Annotated in this window: 19 protein-coding genes; 1 reads left to right on the top strand and 18 read right to left on the bottom strand. The window is 33.6% G+C overall.

Annotation, left to right across the window (positions count from 1 at the left end; translation table 11 throughout):
• Window positions 1-160: 160 nt before the first annotated feature.
• Entirely contained in the window at window positions 161-1,303 is a 1,143-nt protein-coding gene (locus tag KBI38_03755) for an iron-containing alcohol dehydrogenase (protein ID MBP8629182.1), read from the bottom strand.
• Between the two features lie 156 nt (window positions 1,304-1,459).
• On the opposite strand from KBI38_03755, the gene KBI38_03760 reads away from it, so the two are divergent.
• Complete coding sequence (locus tag KBI38_03760; protein ID MBP8629183.1) at window positions 1,460-2,155, top strand: 4Fe-4S binding protein; 696 nt, start codon at window positions 1,460-1,462, stop codon at window positions 2,153-2,155.
• 65 nt (window positions 2,156-2,220) lie between these two features.
• On the opposite strand, the gene KBI38_03765 is transcribed toward KBI38_03760, so the two are convergent.
• From KBI38_03765 to KBI38_03845, 17 genes are all read right to left on the bottom strand, one after another.
• The gene (locus tag KBI38_03765) at window positions 2,221-2,901 is read right to left on the bottom strand and encodes a type 1 glutamine amidotransferase domain-containing protein (protein MBP8629184.1); all 681 of its coding nucleotides are present in this window, start codon (window positions 2,899-2,901) and stop codon (window positions 2,221-2,223) included.
• 147 nt (window positions 2,902-3,048) lie between these two features.
• Window positions 3,049-3,996: a UV DNA damage repair endonuclease UvsE gene (gene uvsE, locus KBI38_03770; GenBank protein ID MBP8629185.1), complete on the bottom strand. Its 948-nt coding sequence runs from the start codon at window positions 3,994-3,996 to the stop codon at window positions 3,049-3,051.
• A gap of 15 nt (window positions 3,997-4,011) precedes the next feature.
• Entirely contained in the window at window positions 4,012-4,644 is a 633-nt protein-coding gene (locus KBI38_03775; protein MBP8629186.1) for a 4Fe-4S binding protein, read from the bottom strand.
• Window positions 4,644-5,306, bottom strand: a complete 663-nt coding sequence (locus KBI38_03780) for a Crp/Fnr family transcriptional regulator (GenBank protein ID MBP8629187.1) — start codon at window positions 5,304-5,306, stop codon at window positions 4,644-4,646. The genes KBI38_03775 and KBI38_03780 overlap by 1 nt, the downstream gene beginning before the upstream one ends.
• 68 nt (window positions 5,307-5,374) lie before the next feature.
• A complete protein-coding gene (locus KBI38_03785; GenBank protein ID MBP8629188.1) occupies window positions 5,375-5,698 on the bottom strand; it encodes a cupin domain-containing protein in 324 nt (107 codons plus the stop codon).
• Entirely contained in the window at window positions 5,679-7,004 is a 1,326-nt protein-coding gene (locus tag KBI38_03790; protein MBP8629189.1) for a thymidine phosphorylase, read from the bottom strand. The genes KBI38_03785 and KBI38_03790 overlap by 20 nt, the downstream gene beginning before the upstream one ends.
• Window positions 7,005-7,019: 15 nt before the next feature.
• Entirely contained in the window at window positions 7,020-8,180 is a 1,161-nt protein-coding gene (locus KBI38_03795; protein MBP8629190.1) for a phosphopentomutase, read from the bottom strand.
• A gap of 26 nt (window positions 8,181-8,206) precedes the next feature.
• Window positions 8,207-8,743: an NUDIX hydrolase gene (locus tag KBI38_03800; protein MBP8629191.1), complete on the bottom strand. Its 537-nt coding sequence runs from the start codon at window positions 8,741-8,743 to the stop codon at window positions 8,207-8,209.
• Between the two features lie 78 nt (window positions 8,744-8,821).
• The gene (secF, locus tag KBI38_03805; protein MBP8629192.1) at window positions 8,822-9,712 is read right to left on the bottom strand and encodes a protein translocase subunit SecF; all 891 of its coding nucleotides are present in this window, start codon (window positions 9,710-9,712) and stop codon (window positions 8,822-8,824) included.
• A 12-nt stretch (window positions 9,713-9,724) separates the two neighbouring features.
• Entirely contained in the window at window positions 9,725-10,903 is a 1,179-nt protein-coding gene (gene secD / locus KBI38_03810; GenBank protein MBP8629193.1) for a protein translocase subunit SecD, read from the bottom strand.
• An 80-nt stretch (window positions 10,904-10,983) separates the two neighbouring features.
• The gene (locus tag KBI38_03815; protein MBP8629194.1) at window positions 10,984-11,316 is read right to left on the bottom strand and encodes a hypothetical protein; all 333 of its coding nucleotides are present in this window, start codon (window positions 11,314-11,316) and stop codon (window positions 10,984-10,986) included.
• Between the two features lie 9 nt (window positions 11,317-11,325).
• Window positions 11,326-12,030, bottom strand: a complete 705-nt coding sequence (locus KBI38_03820; GenBank protein ID MBP8629195.1) for a SpoIIE family protein phosphatase — start codon at window positions 12,028-12,030, stop codon at window positions 11,326-11,328.
• Between the two features lie 35 nt (window positions 12,031-12,065).
• On the bottom strand, window positions 12,066-12,686 hold the full coding sequence (locus KBI38_03825; protein ID MBP8629196.1) for a 5-formyltetrahydrofolate cyclo-ligase: 621 nt from the start codon (window positions 12,684-12,686) through the stop codon (window positions 12,066-12,068).
• Window positions 12,673-12,957 carry a preprotein translocase subunit YajC gene (gene yajC / locus KBI38_03830; protein MBP8629197.1) on the bottom strand — a complete coding sequence of 95 codons (285 nt, stop codon included), beginning with the start codon at window positions 12,955-12,957 and terminating at the stop codon, window positions 12,673-12,675. Before yajC ends, KBI38_03825 begins: the two co-directional genes overlap by 14 nt.
• Before the next feature lie 67 nt (window positions 12,958-13,024).
• Complete coding sequence (tgt, locus tag KBI38_03835) at window positions 13,025-14,134, bottom strand: tRNA guanosine(34) transglycosylase Tgt (GenBank protein MBP8629198.1); 1,110 nt, start codon at window positions 14,132-14,134, stop codon at window positions 13,025-13,027.
• 140 nt (window positions 14,135-14,274) lie between these two features.
• A complete protein-coding gene (gene queA / locus KBI38_03840; GenBank protein ID MBP8629199.1) occupies window positions 14,275-15,303 on the bottom strand; it encodes a tRNA preQ1(34) S-adenosylmethionine ribosyltransferase-isomerase QueA in 1,029 nt (342 codons plus the stop codon).
• Window positions 15,304-15,316: 13 nt separating this feature from the next.
• Window positions 15,317-16,645, bottom strand: coding sequence for a SpoIID/LytB domain-containing protein (locus KBI38_03845; protein MBP8629200.1), 1,329 nt, complete (start codon window positions 16,643-16,645; stop codon window positions 15,317-15,319).
• Window positions 16,646-16,653: the final 8 nt, after the last annotated feature.

Below are 16,653 nucleotides of genomic sequence, written 5' to 3' on the forward strand. Positions count from 1 at the left end.
CCCATCATTACCAGCCTTTGTCTCACCTAATATTCTAAATTTCTTAGTAGAAAACTTCCAAGTCTCACCAATTTCCACTGCTGATCAAGATTTAGCAAAAATTTTAAAGAAATAAATTAATGCTAAAATCCCAACTAAGTTAAACTTAGTTGGGATTTTTTTAGTAACAAGAACGTAAAATATTTTCTACATCTTTTTGATTAAGTTCCTGCAATCTGCCAATATTTCCTCTGGCTGTTGTCATTTTTGCTAACAATTCAATATCTTCTTCTTTTACACCTAAATCTCTTAGTTTAGTCACACCTTGCCACGTTTTTATAGTTTTTCTAAATTTTTCAGTAGCATCTTCCAGTTCATCACATTGCCAAATATTTTTACTAAATCGTTCAAATTGTACCGGATTACTTCTCACTACATACTCCATCCACGCCGGAAACAATACCCCTAACCCTGCACCATGTGCTACCGCAGGATATAACGAACTAATACTGTGCTCCATATCATGACAAGACCAATCTCCACCTTTTAGCCCTGCTCCACTAGTACCATTTAACGCCATCGTTGCCGCCCACGCTAAATTAGCTCTACTAATATTATCATCTTCTTTTAATTTCAACTTACCAACCGCTTTTATAATACTATTCAATAACGCTTCATTTACTGCAATAACGGTTTCTTCATATGTACCCATAAAATAAAATTCTAAAATATGAGCCATCGCATCAAGTGCACCATTAACAGTTTGATTCCATGGTAAAGAGTTTTGAACACTAGGATCAATTATTGAAACTTTAGGAAATAGCAACGGATGTCCCGTTCCCCATTTTTTCTGCTCTTGTTCATTAGTTATAACCGCACTACAATTCATTTCTGAAGCCGTTGCTGATAAAGTTAGCACCGTAAAAATTGGTAGAGCCTTTGTTATTCTTTCTGTACGTTCAAAAACATTCCATACATCCTCACAATAAACACCGGCCGCAACAATCTTCGTTGTATCAATAACACTACCACCCCCTACAGCAACTACTGCCTCAACGTCTTCCTTTTTAGCTAAATCAATACATTCATAAACTTTATCCAAATTGGGATTTGGTTTAACACCCCAATTTTCAACCCAGCTTATTTCATTTTCCTGAAAAGATTTAATAACCTCATCATATACACCATTTTTCTTTATTGAACCGCCACCGGCAATCAGTAAGACTTTTTTGTAGCCATTAGCTTTAATCAAGCTCCCAATTTGCTTAATAGTATTATCACCAAAAACTAATTTTGTTGGATTATAAAAATTATAAGAAATCATTTTGAAAACCCCTTTTATATTATTTAACAATATTTATTATACACTAAAATTACTTCTTCTTTATCGTTTTGTTGCAAGTGCAACATACAGCAAGATTTAATTATAATATTATAATGGCAGAAGATAAAATTTCTAATAAATTGGAGTGAAAATATTATGATTAGAACAATAATAAAAATAGATGAAAATAAATGTAATGGTTGTAGCCTCTGCGTTAATGCTTGTCACGAAGGGGCTTTAAAAATGATTGATGGTAAAGCAAAATTGATTCGCGATGATTACTGCGATGGTCTTGGACACTGTCTGCCAGCTTGTCCGACCGGCGCAATATCTTTTGAGAAAAGAGAAGCCTTACCCTATGATGATGTCGCTGTTCAAAAAGCTAAAGAAAGTCAAACTAAAAAATCGGTTGGTTTTTCCTGTCCCAGTTCGCAAGCAAAAAAAATAAACCAAAATAATATTACAACAGAGTCTCCTACCAAAGATTTTTCTCAATTAAATCAGTGGCCGGTTCAAATCAAACTAGTTCCGCCCAATGCTCCATATTTTAATAATGCCCAACTATTGATTGCCGCTGATTGCACCGCTTATGCTTATGGCAATTTTCACAGTAAGTTCATGAATAATAAAATCACATTAATCGGTTGTCCTAAATTAGATGACGGTGATTATGCGGAAAAACTCTCAGCCATTTTAAGCTATAATAATATTAAAAGCATAACCGTTGTTAAAATGTCCGTTCCTTGTTGTGGCGGAATTGTTAACGCCGTAACAACCGCTTTAAAAAACAGCGAAAAAATCATCCCTTGGCAAGTTATCACAATAACTCCTGATGGCAATATCTTGGAATGATTTTACAGCAAAAACCTCTCTGTAACTACAGAGAGGTTTTTTTATTAAACTTTTAATAACTTCTTTTACTTAATTGCTAATAACAATTCCTGCGCAGTTTTAGCTGAAGATGCTGGATTTTGTCCTGTAATAAGGAGCCCATCAGATACTACATATGATTTCCAATCTAGGCCACGGCTATAAATTCCCCCATTTTCTTTTAACATATCTTCGACTAAAAACGGAACAATTTTACTCAAACCTACAGCTTCTTCCTCACTATTACTAAAACCTGTAACTTTTTTATCTTTAACCAAATGAACACCATTGATTGTAACATGGCGAAGAACGGCCGGAGCGTGGCAGACTGCGGCCACCGGTTTATTATTTAAGATTGCACTTTCTATCAACAACTGTGATATTTCATCATTAGCAAGATCCCATAGCGGACCATGTCCTCCAGGATAAAAAATCGCATCATAGTCACTGAGCGAAATTTCATTAAGTTTTTTTGTATTATTTAATAAGGTCATTGCTTCCTGATCTTGTTCAAATCTACGTGTTGAATCATTTTGTGCTAAACTTTCATTACTTTTAGGATCAAGTGGTGGTTTGCCACCTTTGGGTGAAGCTAGCGTAACCTTTACTCCAGCATCGACAAAAACATAATATGGAGCTGCTAATTCTTCCAGCCAAAATCCTGTTTTTTCCCCTGTATCACCAAGGTCTTCATGCGAAGTCAAAATTATAAGGATATTTTTTTTCATGAAATTCACCCTCTTCATTTTAATTTTATCAAACAAAATTTATATTATTTCAAACTATATAATATTATAACAAAAAATCTAGATTATTTTTATATATTTAAAAGCAAAAACAACTTCTATACTACAAAATATATAGCGACAGTTATTTTATATTATAAACGAAGCTTTATCACAAAATTCAACTTCTTTATTAATTTTTAGAGCTTCAGCTAAAAATAGCAACGCTCTGTCTTTTTGTTTAGCCTCTATCATTACATTAAGTTCTTTATTATTGTTTTTAGCAACCTTCAAAAATTCTAGCAAGGTAGCACTATTTATAAAATCAGCATGAGCTCTAATGTTTTTACTATCTTTAGGACTAGAAATATGAATTTTAGGATTATCATTGCCCCACGTTTCACTAATTTCGCGCCATAACATTGTTATATTTTCACCGTTATTATGACAAAAATGATGATGTACATCAAAAACCATCGGAATAAAAAGTTTTTGACATATTTTCAAAACATCTCTTGCCGTATAGCTTTTATCATCATTTTCTAAAACAATTCGTTTTTTTAATTTAGTCGGCAATAACTCAAAATTTTCTATAAACCGATTTATGGCACTTTTTTTATCATCATAAACGCCACCAACATGTATAACCAATTTAGCTTCCGGTAAGTTCATCGCAGTAAATAAATTATCATGATATTGCAAATCCTTAATACTATTCTTTAAAACTTCTTCTTTCGGGCTATTCAACAATGTAAAATGATCTGGATGTGCACTAATTAAAATTTTATGGGTTCTTATATAAATTCCTAGTTGTTCCAATTCGTTTTTAAAATCATTAATATAATCCCAGTGATAGGTACTTTCATGAGTTGCCAACGGAATTAGTCTAGACGTCATGCGAAAAACCTTGATATCATTGGCTATGTTATATTCAAAAATTCTTTTTTGACAGTCTATATTGTATTTGGCAATATTGTAAAGTTTTTTAGGCCAATCATTTTCCGGAATTTTTTTTAAATTACTATACGTTACGGTTTTATTCGGCGAACCATCTGCTAAATTAAGAGCTATCGCTACATAACCTAAATTTACTTTCATATCTATTCACCACTCTCAGCAGTCTTCACAAGTAATAGCCTTTTTCGGGCAGACCTCTATACATTTATCACATTGCAAGCAATCTTTACTTTCAATAGTATAGCCTTTCTGTGGTTCATATATAATTTGCATCGGACATATTTTTACGCATTTTTGACAACTAATACATTCATTGTCCATTTTACGTCTTTTAATAGCACTAACCCATCCAGCAATACTCCCCATCGGACAAAAACTGCACCAAGTTCTAGGATTATAAAATAACCCCAAAACTACACCAATAATACTAGTAATGAAAATTATTTGCAAAAACACCATCCCAATCTTATCCACAGCACTGCCTGCAAAATACATTTGATAAAAAAACACTGTGAAAATAAGTCCAACCATAAATATTCTGAAATATTTATTCTTGGCCCAATTCGGAATTTTTTTATTATCATTAATTTTTGCAAAAACATTATCCCATAAACTTCCTCGCGGGCAATAACTACCACACCACTTTCGACCATATTTAAATGCTAACACTATCGGTGCGACCATACATACTAACGCTATTACCCCAACCTGTGGCCAAAGCCAAAATCCAACTAGCAAATAAGTTAACAATACAAAATATGAATATTTTTTCCACATATTAATCTCCATTATTTATAATTAATTAGTTTTTCTTTGTTCAAAATTTTAATTTTACCTCTGCTGACATTTATAATATTTTCTTCTTGAAAATATTTCAATAATCTTGAAACAACTTCACGAGCCGTACCAATATTTTTCGCAATATCATCATGAGTACATTTTAATTCCATAGATTGATGCAGTTCTAATTCTTTCCGTAAAAACAATGCAATACGCTGATCCATTTTACTAAACATCAACTGTTCCATCAGCCACATCGCATCATTAAATCGCTGATTGATAAGCTCCGCTAAAAATTTATCAACAATAACATTATTTTGTCGCAACTGGTCAATGGCTTTCGGATTGATTATATAAATTTGCGAAATAGTTTCAGCATCAATTAATATATTAAAATTAATATTCTGCAAAATACAACTAGCCGATAAAATACACATTTCACCTTTCGTTAACCGATATAGCGTTAACTCTTTTCCTGATTCGCCAAGAATATACCCTCTCAACAAGCCCTGTTTTACAATAATAAAACCTGTACATTCTTGTCTACCACCATGAACATTACTTTTTCGGTCATAAGTTACCTCTTTAGTATTGTTTATTATTAAACTCTGCTCTTCATTATTTAATTTATTCCAAAATGGAATTATCGTTTTTAAATCATCAATCAACATAATTAACTCCTTGTTACAATGTATCAAAAATTTAAAAGCTTTTCGGTGATAATATCACCAAAAAGCTTTTATTTATAAAAAATACACAACCAAATGCACGGTGGATTTTCTGAAGTATAACTAACTTTGTGTTTCTCATGCGCTTTTATCACAAAATAATCTCCAGCACTAACTATCCTTACCAGCCCTGTTTCATACTCTATTTTAGCACTACCTTGCAATAACATTACCAATTCATTATCAGCTTGATCAAACCAGTCAGAAATTTGACCAGTGCTAATAATTCGCTCTATTCTAAATTCTTTACCAGATAAAATATTTTCAATAATCTCACTATCATTTTTTGCTAACTCACTAATTGTAAAAATATTATCAAAGTTCTTTAAAGCCATCTTTATCCACAACACCTAAAATTAATTTTGGTTTTAATACTAAATTGCTACTTAATTTTATACTATTTTGAATAATATTTTTTGCCAATTCAGCTTTAACTAAATCATTAGCTTCAATAACCGCAACTGCAGTATCAGCCTTTACCGCATCACCAATTTCCACTAACATATTAATACCAACAGCTAAATCAATTGCTTGATCTTTATATTCTCTGCCTGCACCAAGAATAACTGCGGCTTTGCCAATTTCTGCTGTTATTATTTTTTCAACATAACCACTATCTTTTAAACAAACATTAATTTTGTATTTAGCTTGTGGTAATAGTGAAATATCATCTACAACGTGAGCATTACCACCTTGTGCTGTAATAAATTTTTTTAGGAATGTTAAGCCTATTTTATCATCAATTAATTGTTCTAATAAAACTACCGCTTTATCATAATTAGTTTCAATTTCTGCCATTTGTAAAATGTTAGCACCTAAACACAGAGTTACTTCCTTCAATTTACCACTAACTTTTCCTGATAAAACCTCAACAGCTTCTCTAACTTCCATACTATTGCCAATCGCATAACCTAATGGCTCTTCCATGCTAGTTAAAATGGCTTTTGTATCCTTATTGACCAACTGCCCAATTTTCACCATATAGGTTGCTAATTTAATTGCTTCAGCTAAATCTTTCATAAATGCACCACTACCAACTTTTACATCTAAGACAATTTTATCCGCTCCGGCAGCAATTTTTTTGCTCATTATGGAAGAGGCAATTAGTGGTATTGATGAAACAGTTCCTGTGACATCTCTTAGTGCATAAAGTTTCCCATCCGCTGGTGCAATTAAATTACTTTGTCCACTTAAAGCCATTTTGTTTTCTTTAAGTAATTTAATAAAGTTCTCGTATGACACTGCAGTATCAAACCCTTTTATCGACTCTAACTTATCAATAGTTCCTCCAGTAAACCCCAGCCCTCGTCCTGACATTTTTGCCATAACAGCACCGGCAGCAACGACTAGCGGTAATAAAATTAAGGTAGTAGTATCAGCAACACCACCAGTGCTATGCTTATCAACTTTTATCCCTTCTACAGTCGATAAGTTTAAAATCTCACCGGAATTAGCCATTGCTATAGTTAAGACCGCCGTTTCTTCATAATTCATACCATTTAAATATATTGCCATCAGTAATGCTGAAATTTGATAATCTGGTATTTCACCCTTAGTATAGCCTTCAACAACAAATTTTATTTCAGCTTCGGTTAGAGTTTTTTTATCGCGTTTTTTTTCAATAATATCTATTATTCGCATTTCATTCTCCTACTACTACAACAAATTTTCACCATATTTCATTTTTTTCAGGTTGAAATTAGTAGCAATTGTTGCCGCTACATCAGCAAAAGTTTTTCTAGTTCCCAAATTCTTGCCTTGCAAATGCTCATTATAAAGCAATAACGGAACATACTCGCGCGAGTGATCAGTTGAAGCCGTAGTAGGATCGCAACCATGATCAGCCGTAATAATCAATAAGTCATCAGCTTTTAGCATTGGCAACAAACTCCCAAGCTCCTTATCAAATAATTCTAACGCTTTTGCATAGCCCTCAACATCATTTCTGTGTCCATATAAACTATCAAACTCTACTAGATTAGCCATAATTAAACCTTTTATATTAGTTTGTGTTGTTAAATTTTTTAACACTGCCATTCCTTCTGAATTTGATTTTGTACTAAATGATTTTGTTAAGCCTTGTTGTGCAAAGATATCAGAAATTTTCCCTATGCCTACTACATCGTATTGTTTTTCTTTTAACAAATCCAACACCGTCTGGTCCGGTGGTAATAGACTATAATCATGGCGATTAGTAGTCCTACTAAAATTCCCGTTTTCTCCAATAAATGGTCTAGCAATAATTCTTCCTACCGCATGTTTTTCAATGCACACTTCCGTTCTTGCAATTTTACACATCTTATAAAGTTCTTCCAGTGGCACAACTTCCTCATGTGCCGCAATTTGAAACACACTATCAGCCGAAGTATAAATAATCGGTTTTCCCGTTTCAATATGTTCTTGTCCCAATTCTTTGATTATTTCTGTCCCTGAAGCAACTTTATTTCCTAGTATATCTTTGCCCACCAGCGCTTTAAATTTATCAATAACTTCTTGGGGAAACCCTTGTGGATAGACCGGAAATGGAGTAAATAAAGGACATCCCGCCATTTCCCAATGTCCACTGGTAGTATCTTTCCCTGCAGAAAGTTCTGCCATTTTTCCATAACAACCACTCGGCTTAGTTACTTTTTTTACCCCTTCAATATCATCAATTAATCCTAACCCCAATTTTTCTAAATTAGGTAAAAATAGCCCGCACTTGCTGCGAGCTATATTCACCAAAGTATTTGATCCAACATCACCATATTTATCAGCATCCGGCAAATAACCAATACCAACACTATCCATGACAATTAAAAATACTCTGTTATACATATTATCCCTCTTTTTCAAGAAAGTTATTATTTTATCCCTGCCATTAATAAACCAATTAATGATTTTGCATCATTAATCTCACCATCTTTAATTAAGTGACTTATTTCTCCTGGCGTATAAAGTTCAACATTGATAAATTCATCTTCATCCGGTGATTGTTCTCCACGAGTTAAGTCCTCTGCAACATAGATATGAATAACTTCATTAGTAAACCCCGGAGTAGTATTAATAGAAATTATATGTTTTATATTGCCTGCAATATAGCCAGTTTCTTCCTGTAATTCTCGACGTGCACACTCTTCAATACTTTCACCTTCAACATCGAGTTTCCCCGCCGGCAATTCTAAAGTAACCGCATTAATAGGGTAGCGATATTGTCTAACTAACGCAATCTTTCCATTAGGACAAAGCGGAACAACTGCTACCGCTCCTGGATGTTCCACCCATTCTCTTGTCGCCTGATTACCATTAGGCAATTCAATAGTATCAACATTTAATTTAAGTACACTTCCTGAAAAAACTCGTTCAGTTTTTATAAATTTTTCTGTTAATTCGCTATACATAAAAACACTCCTAATTATTAATACAAAATAAGCATACCCTAAATAAATCCATCTTTCAATCTAAATTATAAAATTATGTTAATTTGCTTTTTTATCAGCCATTCTTTTTAAATCATACCATAGTGGGCTAGCATTAAAAATTGATGAGTACGCTCCGCAAGAGATACCAATCAATAACGCTAAAGCAAAATTTTTCGTAGTTTCGCCTCCAAAAACAAATAAGGAAACAACAGTAAATAGTACCGTTAAAACAGTATAAATCGATCTTGTCATAGTTTGCATAATACTATGGTTTATCAATTCAATTAAGTCTCCACCTTTTCTAAAGTGTAGTTTTAAATTTTCTCTAATTCTATCAAAAATTACAATTGTGTCATTAATTGAATATCCAATAATAGTCATAATCGCTGCTACAAACGAGCCATCAATTTCTTTTTGTAATAGCGAAAATACACCCATAACTATTATTATATCATGTAATAAAGCTGCTATCGCTGACAATGCAAACTTTAATTCAAAGCGATATGATATGTACATTATTATGATAACCCAAGATATCAGCATCGCTAACACCGCTTTTAATGTTAACTCTGAGCCAATTACCGCACCGACTTTTTCTGTTCTTAAAACTTGATATTCACCTAATTTTTCTTTCATCCCATCTAGTACTGCTCGTCTTGTCTCATCTGGTAAGATTGTAGTTCTAACAAAAACATCTTCCGATGCTTCAATATGTTCTTTTCCTGCTAATTGGATAGTACTATTTTCTAAGCCATAATCCTTTAAAGTATCTCTAACTTGCAATACCGTTACAGGTTTAGCAAATTTTAATTCAACAATAGTTCCACCGGTAAAATCAATTCCTAAATTAAATCCTTGAACAAAGATTGAAATAATTCCAGGAATGATAAATAACAATGATAACATATACCATATTTTTCTTTTGCCTATAATATTAAAATTCTTCACTATTTTCACCCCTTAAGCTCCAAAAAATTTACTGTTTTTAAATAAGTTTGAACCTATTAATAATTTTAATAAATATTGTGTAACTGTGATTGCAGTAAACATACTTAACACAATCCCTAAGCCCAAGGTAATAGCGAAGCCCTTAATTGGGCCACTTCCCAAGAAAAACAATACTACTGCCGCAATAATAGTAGTTACATTTGAGTCTAGAATCGTCGCAAAAGCTCTGGAGAACCCTGAATCCATCGCATTTCTCAAAGTTTTGCCATTACGAAACTCTTCCTTGAATCTTTCAAAGATTAAGACATTGGCATCAACCGCCATCCCCATTGATAAAATAATACCCGCAATTCCCGGCAGAGTTAAAGTTGCATCCAATAATTTTAATGAGAATAGTAACATTAATACATATAATGCTAAGCTTACATTGGCAATTAAACCGGATAAGCGATAAAAAGCTAACATGAATATTATAATCGCACCAATTCCTACCATAAAGGCAAATTCACTTTTATCTTTAGAATCCTGCCCTAAAGTTGGGCCAACTGTTCTCGTTTCAACAATATCAACCTTAACCGGTAGCGATCCTGATCTCATTAGAATTGCTAAATTCTGCGCTTCTTCAATCGTTTGCGAACCAGTTATCACCGCTTTACCACCAGTAATCGGTTCGTTAACAGTTGGATTTGTCAAAACTTTTTTATCTAATAATACCGCTATTTTTTTACCGATATTTTTTGTCGTTAAATCAGCAAACTTTTGTGCCCCTTCTTCCGTAAATTCCAGTGCTACCAAGTTTTTATTAGCTTGATCTATTTGTGCATGAGCATCTTTTAAGTCAGTTCCATTCAAAGCTGTGACACCGGCTTCATCTTTAAACTCTAACATTGCCGTTTTACCTAACATTTCAATCGCTTTTTCCGGATCTTTTACGCCCGGTAATTCTACAATAATTCTTCTTGAACCTTCACGCTGAATGATTGGTTCAGTTAAGCCCAATTCATTAACACGACGTTCAATAATTTTCACAACCCGATTTACCGCATCATCATTAACAGGTGCTTCAGGCGTATCAATTGCTTCCAATACAACATGAGTCCCACCTTGTAAATCCAACCCTTGTTTAATAGAATGTGCCAGTGGCAAAATATGGTAAGCGAAAACCGCAATTATTACAATAACTATCGCCATTAATTTAGCAAAAACATTTTTTCTCACTATTAATCCTCCTCATAGTTTAAATATTTTATAATAATTAAATAATTTAACCATTATTGCTGCAGAAACTTTAAAACAGTATCAGAAACCTCGGCAATTGTTAAATCATCCGTTTTTATCAATAAATCACTATTATTAAGTGCATCTTGCAAGCGCTGATGCTGCTCTTTCAATGTTTCCTGTCCCCATAATACCCCACGTCTTTGTTGAATAACATCATATGATGCATCTAACATAATAACTTTATCAGGCTTTTTATGCTTCCAAAGCTGCTTTATGCAAGAATGTTCTTGTGCAACATTATACGCATCAATACCATTTTTCTGTAAATTTTTCACTAATGTTGTCTTTCCCGAGCCACAAACACCAACTACAACAACTATCATAATACCCCCTTAATAAGGATAGGAAACATTTACATATTTTATTTTATTATCACTTGTTTTTTTTCTGATACTCATCACTGCAATAGTCATATCATCACCGGCTCTATTTTGATCTAAACTAAGTGCATATTCTAAAATAGAATTTGCAATAAATGCGGTATCATCAACTGAGTTTTCTGCTATTATTTTTTTTATATATTCCATATCAATTTCTTTACTGTATTTCTTACCGGCAGCTTGAATTCCATCAGTGTAAGAAATAAAGATTGAACCAGGCATTAATGGCACTTGATACATCAGCGGTTTCATACTACGGTGAACACCAATGGAATTAACACTTTCATCATAAAAAGTTATCCCAAATTCATCCTTCATAATAACCGGGCAATTTGAATTTCTACTGATTACCACTGTATCAGTCGCAAAGTCTGCACTGATCAACGTCAATGTTGAGGAAACTTTACCATCTTTTAATACATACAGATAATCATGTGCGCTACGAGCTACCGCTCCATCTCTAGTACCGTCTGCTATTAACGTAATCGCCTTGTTAACAACAACACTACTAGTCGTTTTCGCAGACTTGCCACTACCTTGTCCATCTGCTAAGACTAAAGAAACACCACCTTGTGGGCGCTCTACTACATCAACACTATCGCCACAGTGTGATACTGCATATTTATTTGTTTGTGCTATACTAACTTTTACTTCCATACTACTCCCTACCATCACAAAACAGGCAAAATGTCTTAGCACATTTTGCCTGTTTTACAATTTACTATACCATCAGTAGTAACAACATAGTCCACTAAGATATCATGTTCCTCACTAGGTATTTCTGTAATAATTTGACAAGATAATGCTACCCCAATCTTAATCGCTTGAGGGCACTGAGCTAAAAATCTATCATAAAAACCTCTGCCCATCCCTAGTCTCGCTCCATAATTATTATATGCCACTGCCGGAACTATTATAACCTCGAGCTTATCAGGAGCTATATATTCTTTGTTATCATCTTTAACACTTCTTATCCCAAAACTACCGATTCTAAGATCTTTCCAGTCATTTAAAATAGCACCGTTCATTATGCCTGTTTCATCAACTACTTCCGGCACTACAACCAGTTTGCACTTATTAAGACAATCTTTAATTAAATTATCAATATTAACTTCATCTGCCATCGCTAAATACACCATAATATTTATACTAGACTCAAACAACGGCATTTTGATTATCTTTTGACAAATATTATTACTTTGAATGGCTAATTCATTCTGGTTATAAGCTCTTCTTTTAGATAGAACTTCTTTGCGTAACATTTTTTTTTGTTGAAGAATCGCTACTTTAAAATCCATATTACTCTTCAACATTAACTTTATTAACCGCCGTTTTAGCAATTTTAATTTCCACACTATCGGCAATCTTTATTTCTAAAGTATTATCAGCTATTTTGGTAATAACGCCATAAATTCCGCCTAAGGTAACAACATTATCGCCAATCTTTAAATTACTTAACATTTCTTGTCTTTTTGCTTGCTCTTGTTTTTGCGGTTTATATAACATAAAATAAAACGCTAACACCATGAACACTATTGGTCCATAAGAAAAAAGCATTTGAGTCATTTCTGGTGAAAAATTCATTGTTCAACACTCCTATTTTTTATTAAGCTAACATAATTTAGTTCGCCAAATTATCAAAAAACCCTTTTTATTTAGCATACTTTGCTAAAAAGTCACTTCTAAACTCTACAAAACAATCATCAATAATAGCCTGACGCATTTTTCTCATAAAATCTAATAAGAAATATAAGTTATGAGTAGTCGTAAGTCGCAATCCAAATATTTCTTCTGTTTTCAGCAAATGTCTAACATAAGCTCGCGAAAAATTACGACAAGTATAACAGCCACACTCACTATCAATCGGTCGAAAATCTTTAGCATACTCAGCATTTTTCACAACTAATCTTCCTGTACTAGTCATTACTGTACCATTACGAGCTACTCTAGTAGGAAAGACACAGTCAAACATATCAATCCCATGCATTACACCTTCTATTAAGCAGTCCGGCGTTCCAACACCCATTAAATAGCGTGGTTTATTATAAGGCAATTGATGTACGGTATGTTCTAAAATCTCATACATCAATGGTTTAGGTTCACCTACACTTAGTCCGCCTACAGCATAGCCAGGAAAATCTAAAGAAACCAAATCTCTTACACTCATTGACCGCAAATCTTTATACATCCCACCTTGCACAATTCCAAATAAAGCTTGGTCTGTTCTAGTGTGAGCTTCTTTGCAACGCTCTGCCCATCTGGTAGTACGCTCTGTCGATTTTTTTGCATAATCATGATCAGCTGGATATGGCACACATTCATCAAAAGCCATAATAATATCAGAGCCTAAATCCATTTGAACTTGCGTTGCTTTTTCCGGTGATAAAAATTGTTTTGAACCATCAATATGAGAGCGAAAAGTCACACCCTCTTCCGTTATTTTACGTAATGGCCCTAAGCTAAAAACTTGAAATCCACCACTATCAGTTAAAATTCCGCCATCCCAATTCATAAACTTATGTAAACCGCCGGCTTCTTTTACTAATCCTTCACCCGGACGCAAAAATAAATGATAAGTATTACTCAAAATTATTCCGGCACCCATCTCCTTAAGTTCATGCGGTGACATTGCTTTAACGGTAGCTTGTGTTCCCACCGGCATAAAAATCGGGGTATCAAAAACACCATGCGGCGTATGTAAACGCCCTGCTCTAGCCCCTGTTTTAGAGCACTGTTTTATTAATTCATACTTAACTGCCAAAATTTAAACCTCCCAAAATAAAAAGCCGATATCTATATCAACATTGTAATTGTAAAATAAACATACTTTATAAGTTTATCATAAAATAAAAAAACTTGCGAACAAACTTAATTATTCGCAAAGTTTTTCTGTTTTATACTTTATTTTTGATTATTCAAAAACATTGCATCACCAAAACTGAAGAACTGGTATTTTTCTTTAATCGCTTCTTGATAAGCTTGTAAAATTTTTTCTTTTCCAGCAAAAGCACTGATTAACATTAACAATGTACTTTTCGGCAAGTGGAAATTAGTGATAATCGCATCAACGATTTTAAACTGATAACCCGGATAAATGAAAATGTCAGTCCAACCACTTTTTGCTTGTAGTCCATCCGTTGTACTAGCTGATTCTAATGTCCTAATCGCCGTTGTTCCTACTGCAATAACTCTATTACCATTACGCTTGGCAGTATTGATAATTTCCGCTGTTTCTTGTGACACTGCATAATACTCTTTATGCATTTTATGTTCCGTTATTTCTTCAACATTAACAGGCCTAAAAGTTCCTAACCCTACATGTAAAGTCACAAACGCCAAATTTACCCCTTTAGCTTGACATTTATTCAATAATTCCTTAGTAAAATGTAGTCCCGCCGTCGGCGCAGCAGCCGAACCACTTTCTTTAGCATAAACAGTTTGATACCGCTCCTTATTATTTAAATGTGCTTTAATATATGGCGGCAGTGGAGTTTCTCCTAATTCATCCAAAATTTCTTCAAAAATCCCCTGATAATTAAACTTTGCAATCCGTCCGCCAAAGTCAGTATTATCAATAATTTCACACTCTAAATTTTCACCAAAAACTATCTTAGCACCAATCCGAGCTTTTTTACCAGGCTTAACTAAAACTTCCCATTCATCGCCTTTTTGACGATTTAATAAAAACACCTCTACCTTGCCACCGGAACCTTTTTTACTACCTAGTAACCTTGCCGGCATCACTTTCGTATCATTGAAAACCAATGTATCACCTTTTTGTAAATATTCCAGTAAATCATAAAATTTTTTATGTTCAATATTGCCATCATACTTATTCATAACCATTAATCTAGAATGATCCCGTGGTTCACAAGGTGTTTGTCCGATTAACTCTTCTGGCAAAAAATAATCAAAATCACTTAATTGCATTAAATTCTCCTTCTTAATATAACTTGTTTATCTCAACATTTTGATAATAATGCTTTAATATTGTTTTAAAGTAATTATTATCTTTAGGATTAGCATTCATCGCCATTTGTTTTGCACCCCATTGCGATAAGCCTAAGCCATGCCCCCAGCCAAAACCAGAAAAATCAACAATTTCACCATTTCTGCCGGTTATTCTTCTAATATTATCTTTATCAGTTACTAATCCTTTTAATTTATAATCAGGCATATTAACCTTAATAGTTTTTTTACTATATTGTCCAATATTAACATCAATTTCTTTATCTGCCGGCACAACAATACTAATATCAAACAGCGTACTATTTAACCCTAAAATTGTTCTAGCCTTCGCCCCTGACAGCATTACCGTATTAGCATCACCTATAAAGCTAATATTTTTTATTCTGCCGACCGCACTTCGATCATTACTATTTTTACCATAACTTTTTAAAGGTGAAATCTCAATCGCCTGAAGCTTTCCAATGTTATATCCCGCAGCAATAATTTTTTGCTGAATTTCTAATGCTGTTAGTTTTTTCTCCCATTTATAATTTGGTGAATTTTGGTCATAATCCGGCACCGCCCTTAAATAAGGCAAATAAGACCCCCAGACCTCTTCACTATTTTCAGTGTAGCCCCCAGACGCACTATGAAAAACAGCGGTAATAAGTTTACCATTAGAATAGAGCACCAGCCCTTTAGTATCATCCACCGCTGTTATTGCCCTTATATCTTCAACATTCTTGCCACCATAAACTTGACAATGTGTAGTGGGGCAAACATTAAACCCTTCGTTAACATGTTTGTTGATTTCATTTAGAGCATAGGTTCTAGCCGCTACCGCCTGTGCTTTTAATGCCTCTTGAGGCCAAGATGGCGACATTTCTCCTGCGACTATTGAATATAAATATTCTTCTAATGGCAAAATATTTATTACCGCCAAACCCTTATTATTAGATATCTCAATATTACCACGATAATTTTTTCGATTCACTTCGATACTTTTATCTTCAGAATAATTTTTCAATACTACTTCAATATTATTGCTCTCGCACTTATTACTATCTAAATAAATTTTTCCTGCTTTTATCGAGACAATAACTCTTGTTTTCGCTTCATATGTTGCAATGGTTTTTCTATTACTTTTATCAATAATTGAAAATTTATCATCCGCTGAAACAAAAACACTGGTTTGTCCCGTCCATAAGCCCACCCTAATCAGCGGTTCATTTTTTATATTATCATTAGAAAGAGGTGCTGCATTTGAAATTCCTGTAAAAAAACTACATAACAGCAATGCTATTATTAAAATTTTCTGTTTCATAATATTTC

Source organism: Negativicutes bacterium (assembly GCA_018052945.1).
In the GTDB taxonomy this organism is placed as follows: domain Bacteria; phylum Bacillota; class Negativicutes; order JAGPMH01; family JAGPMH01; genus JAGPMH01.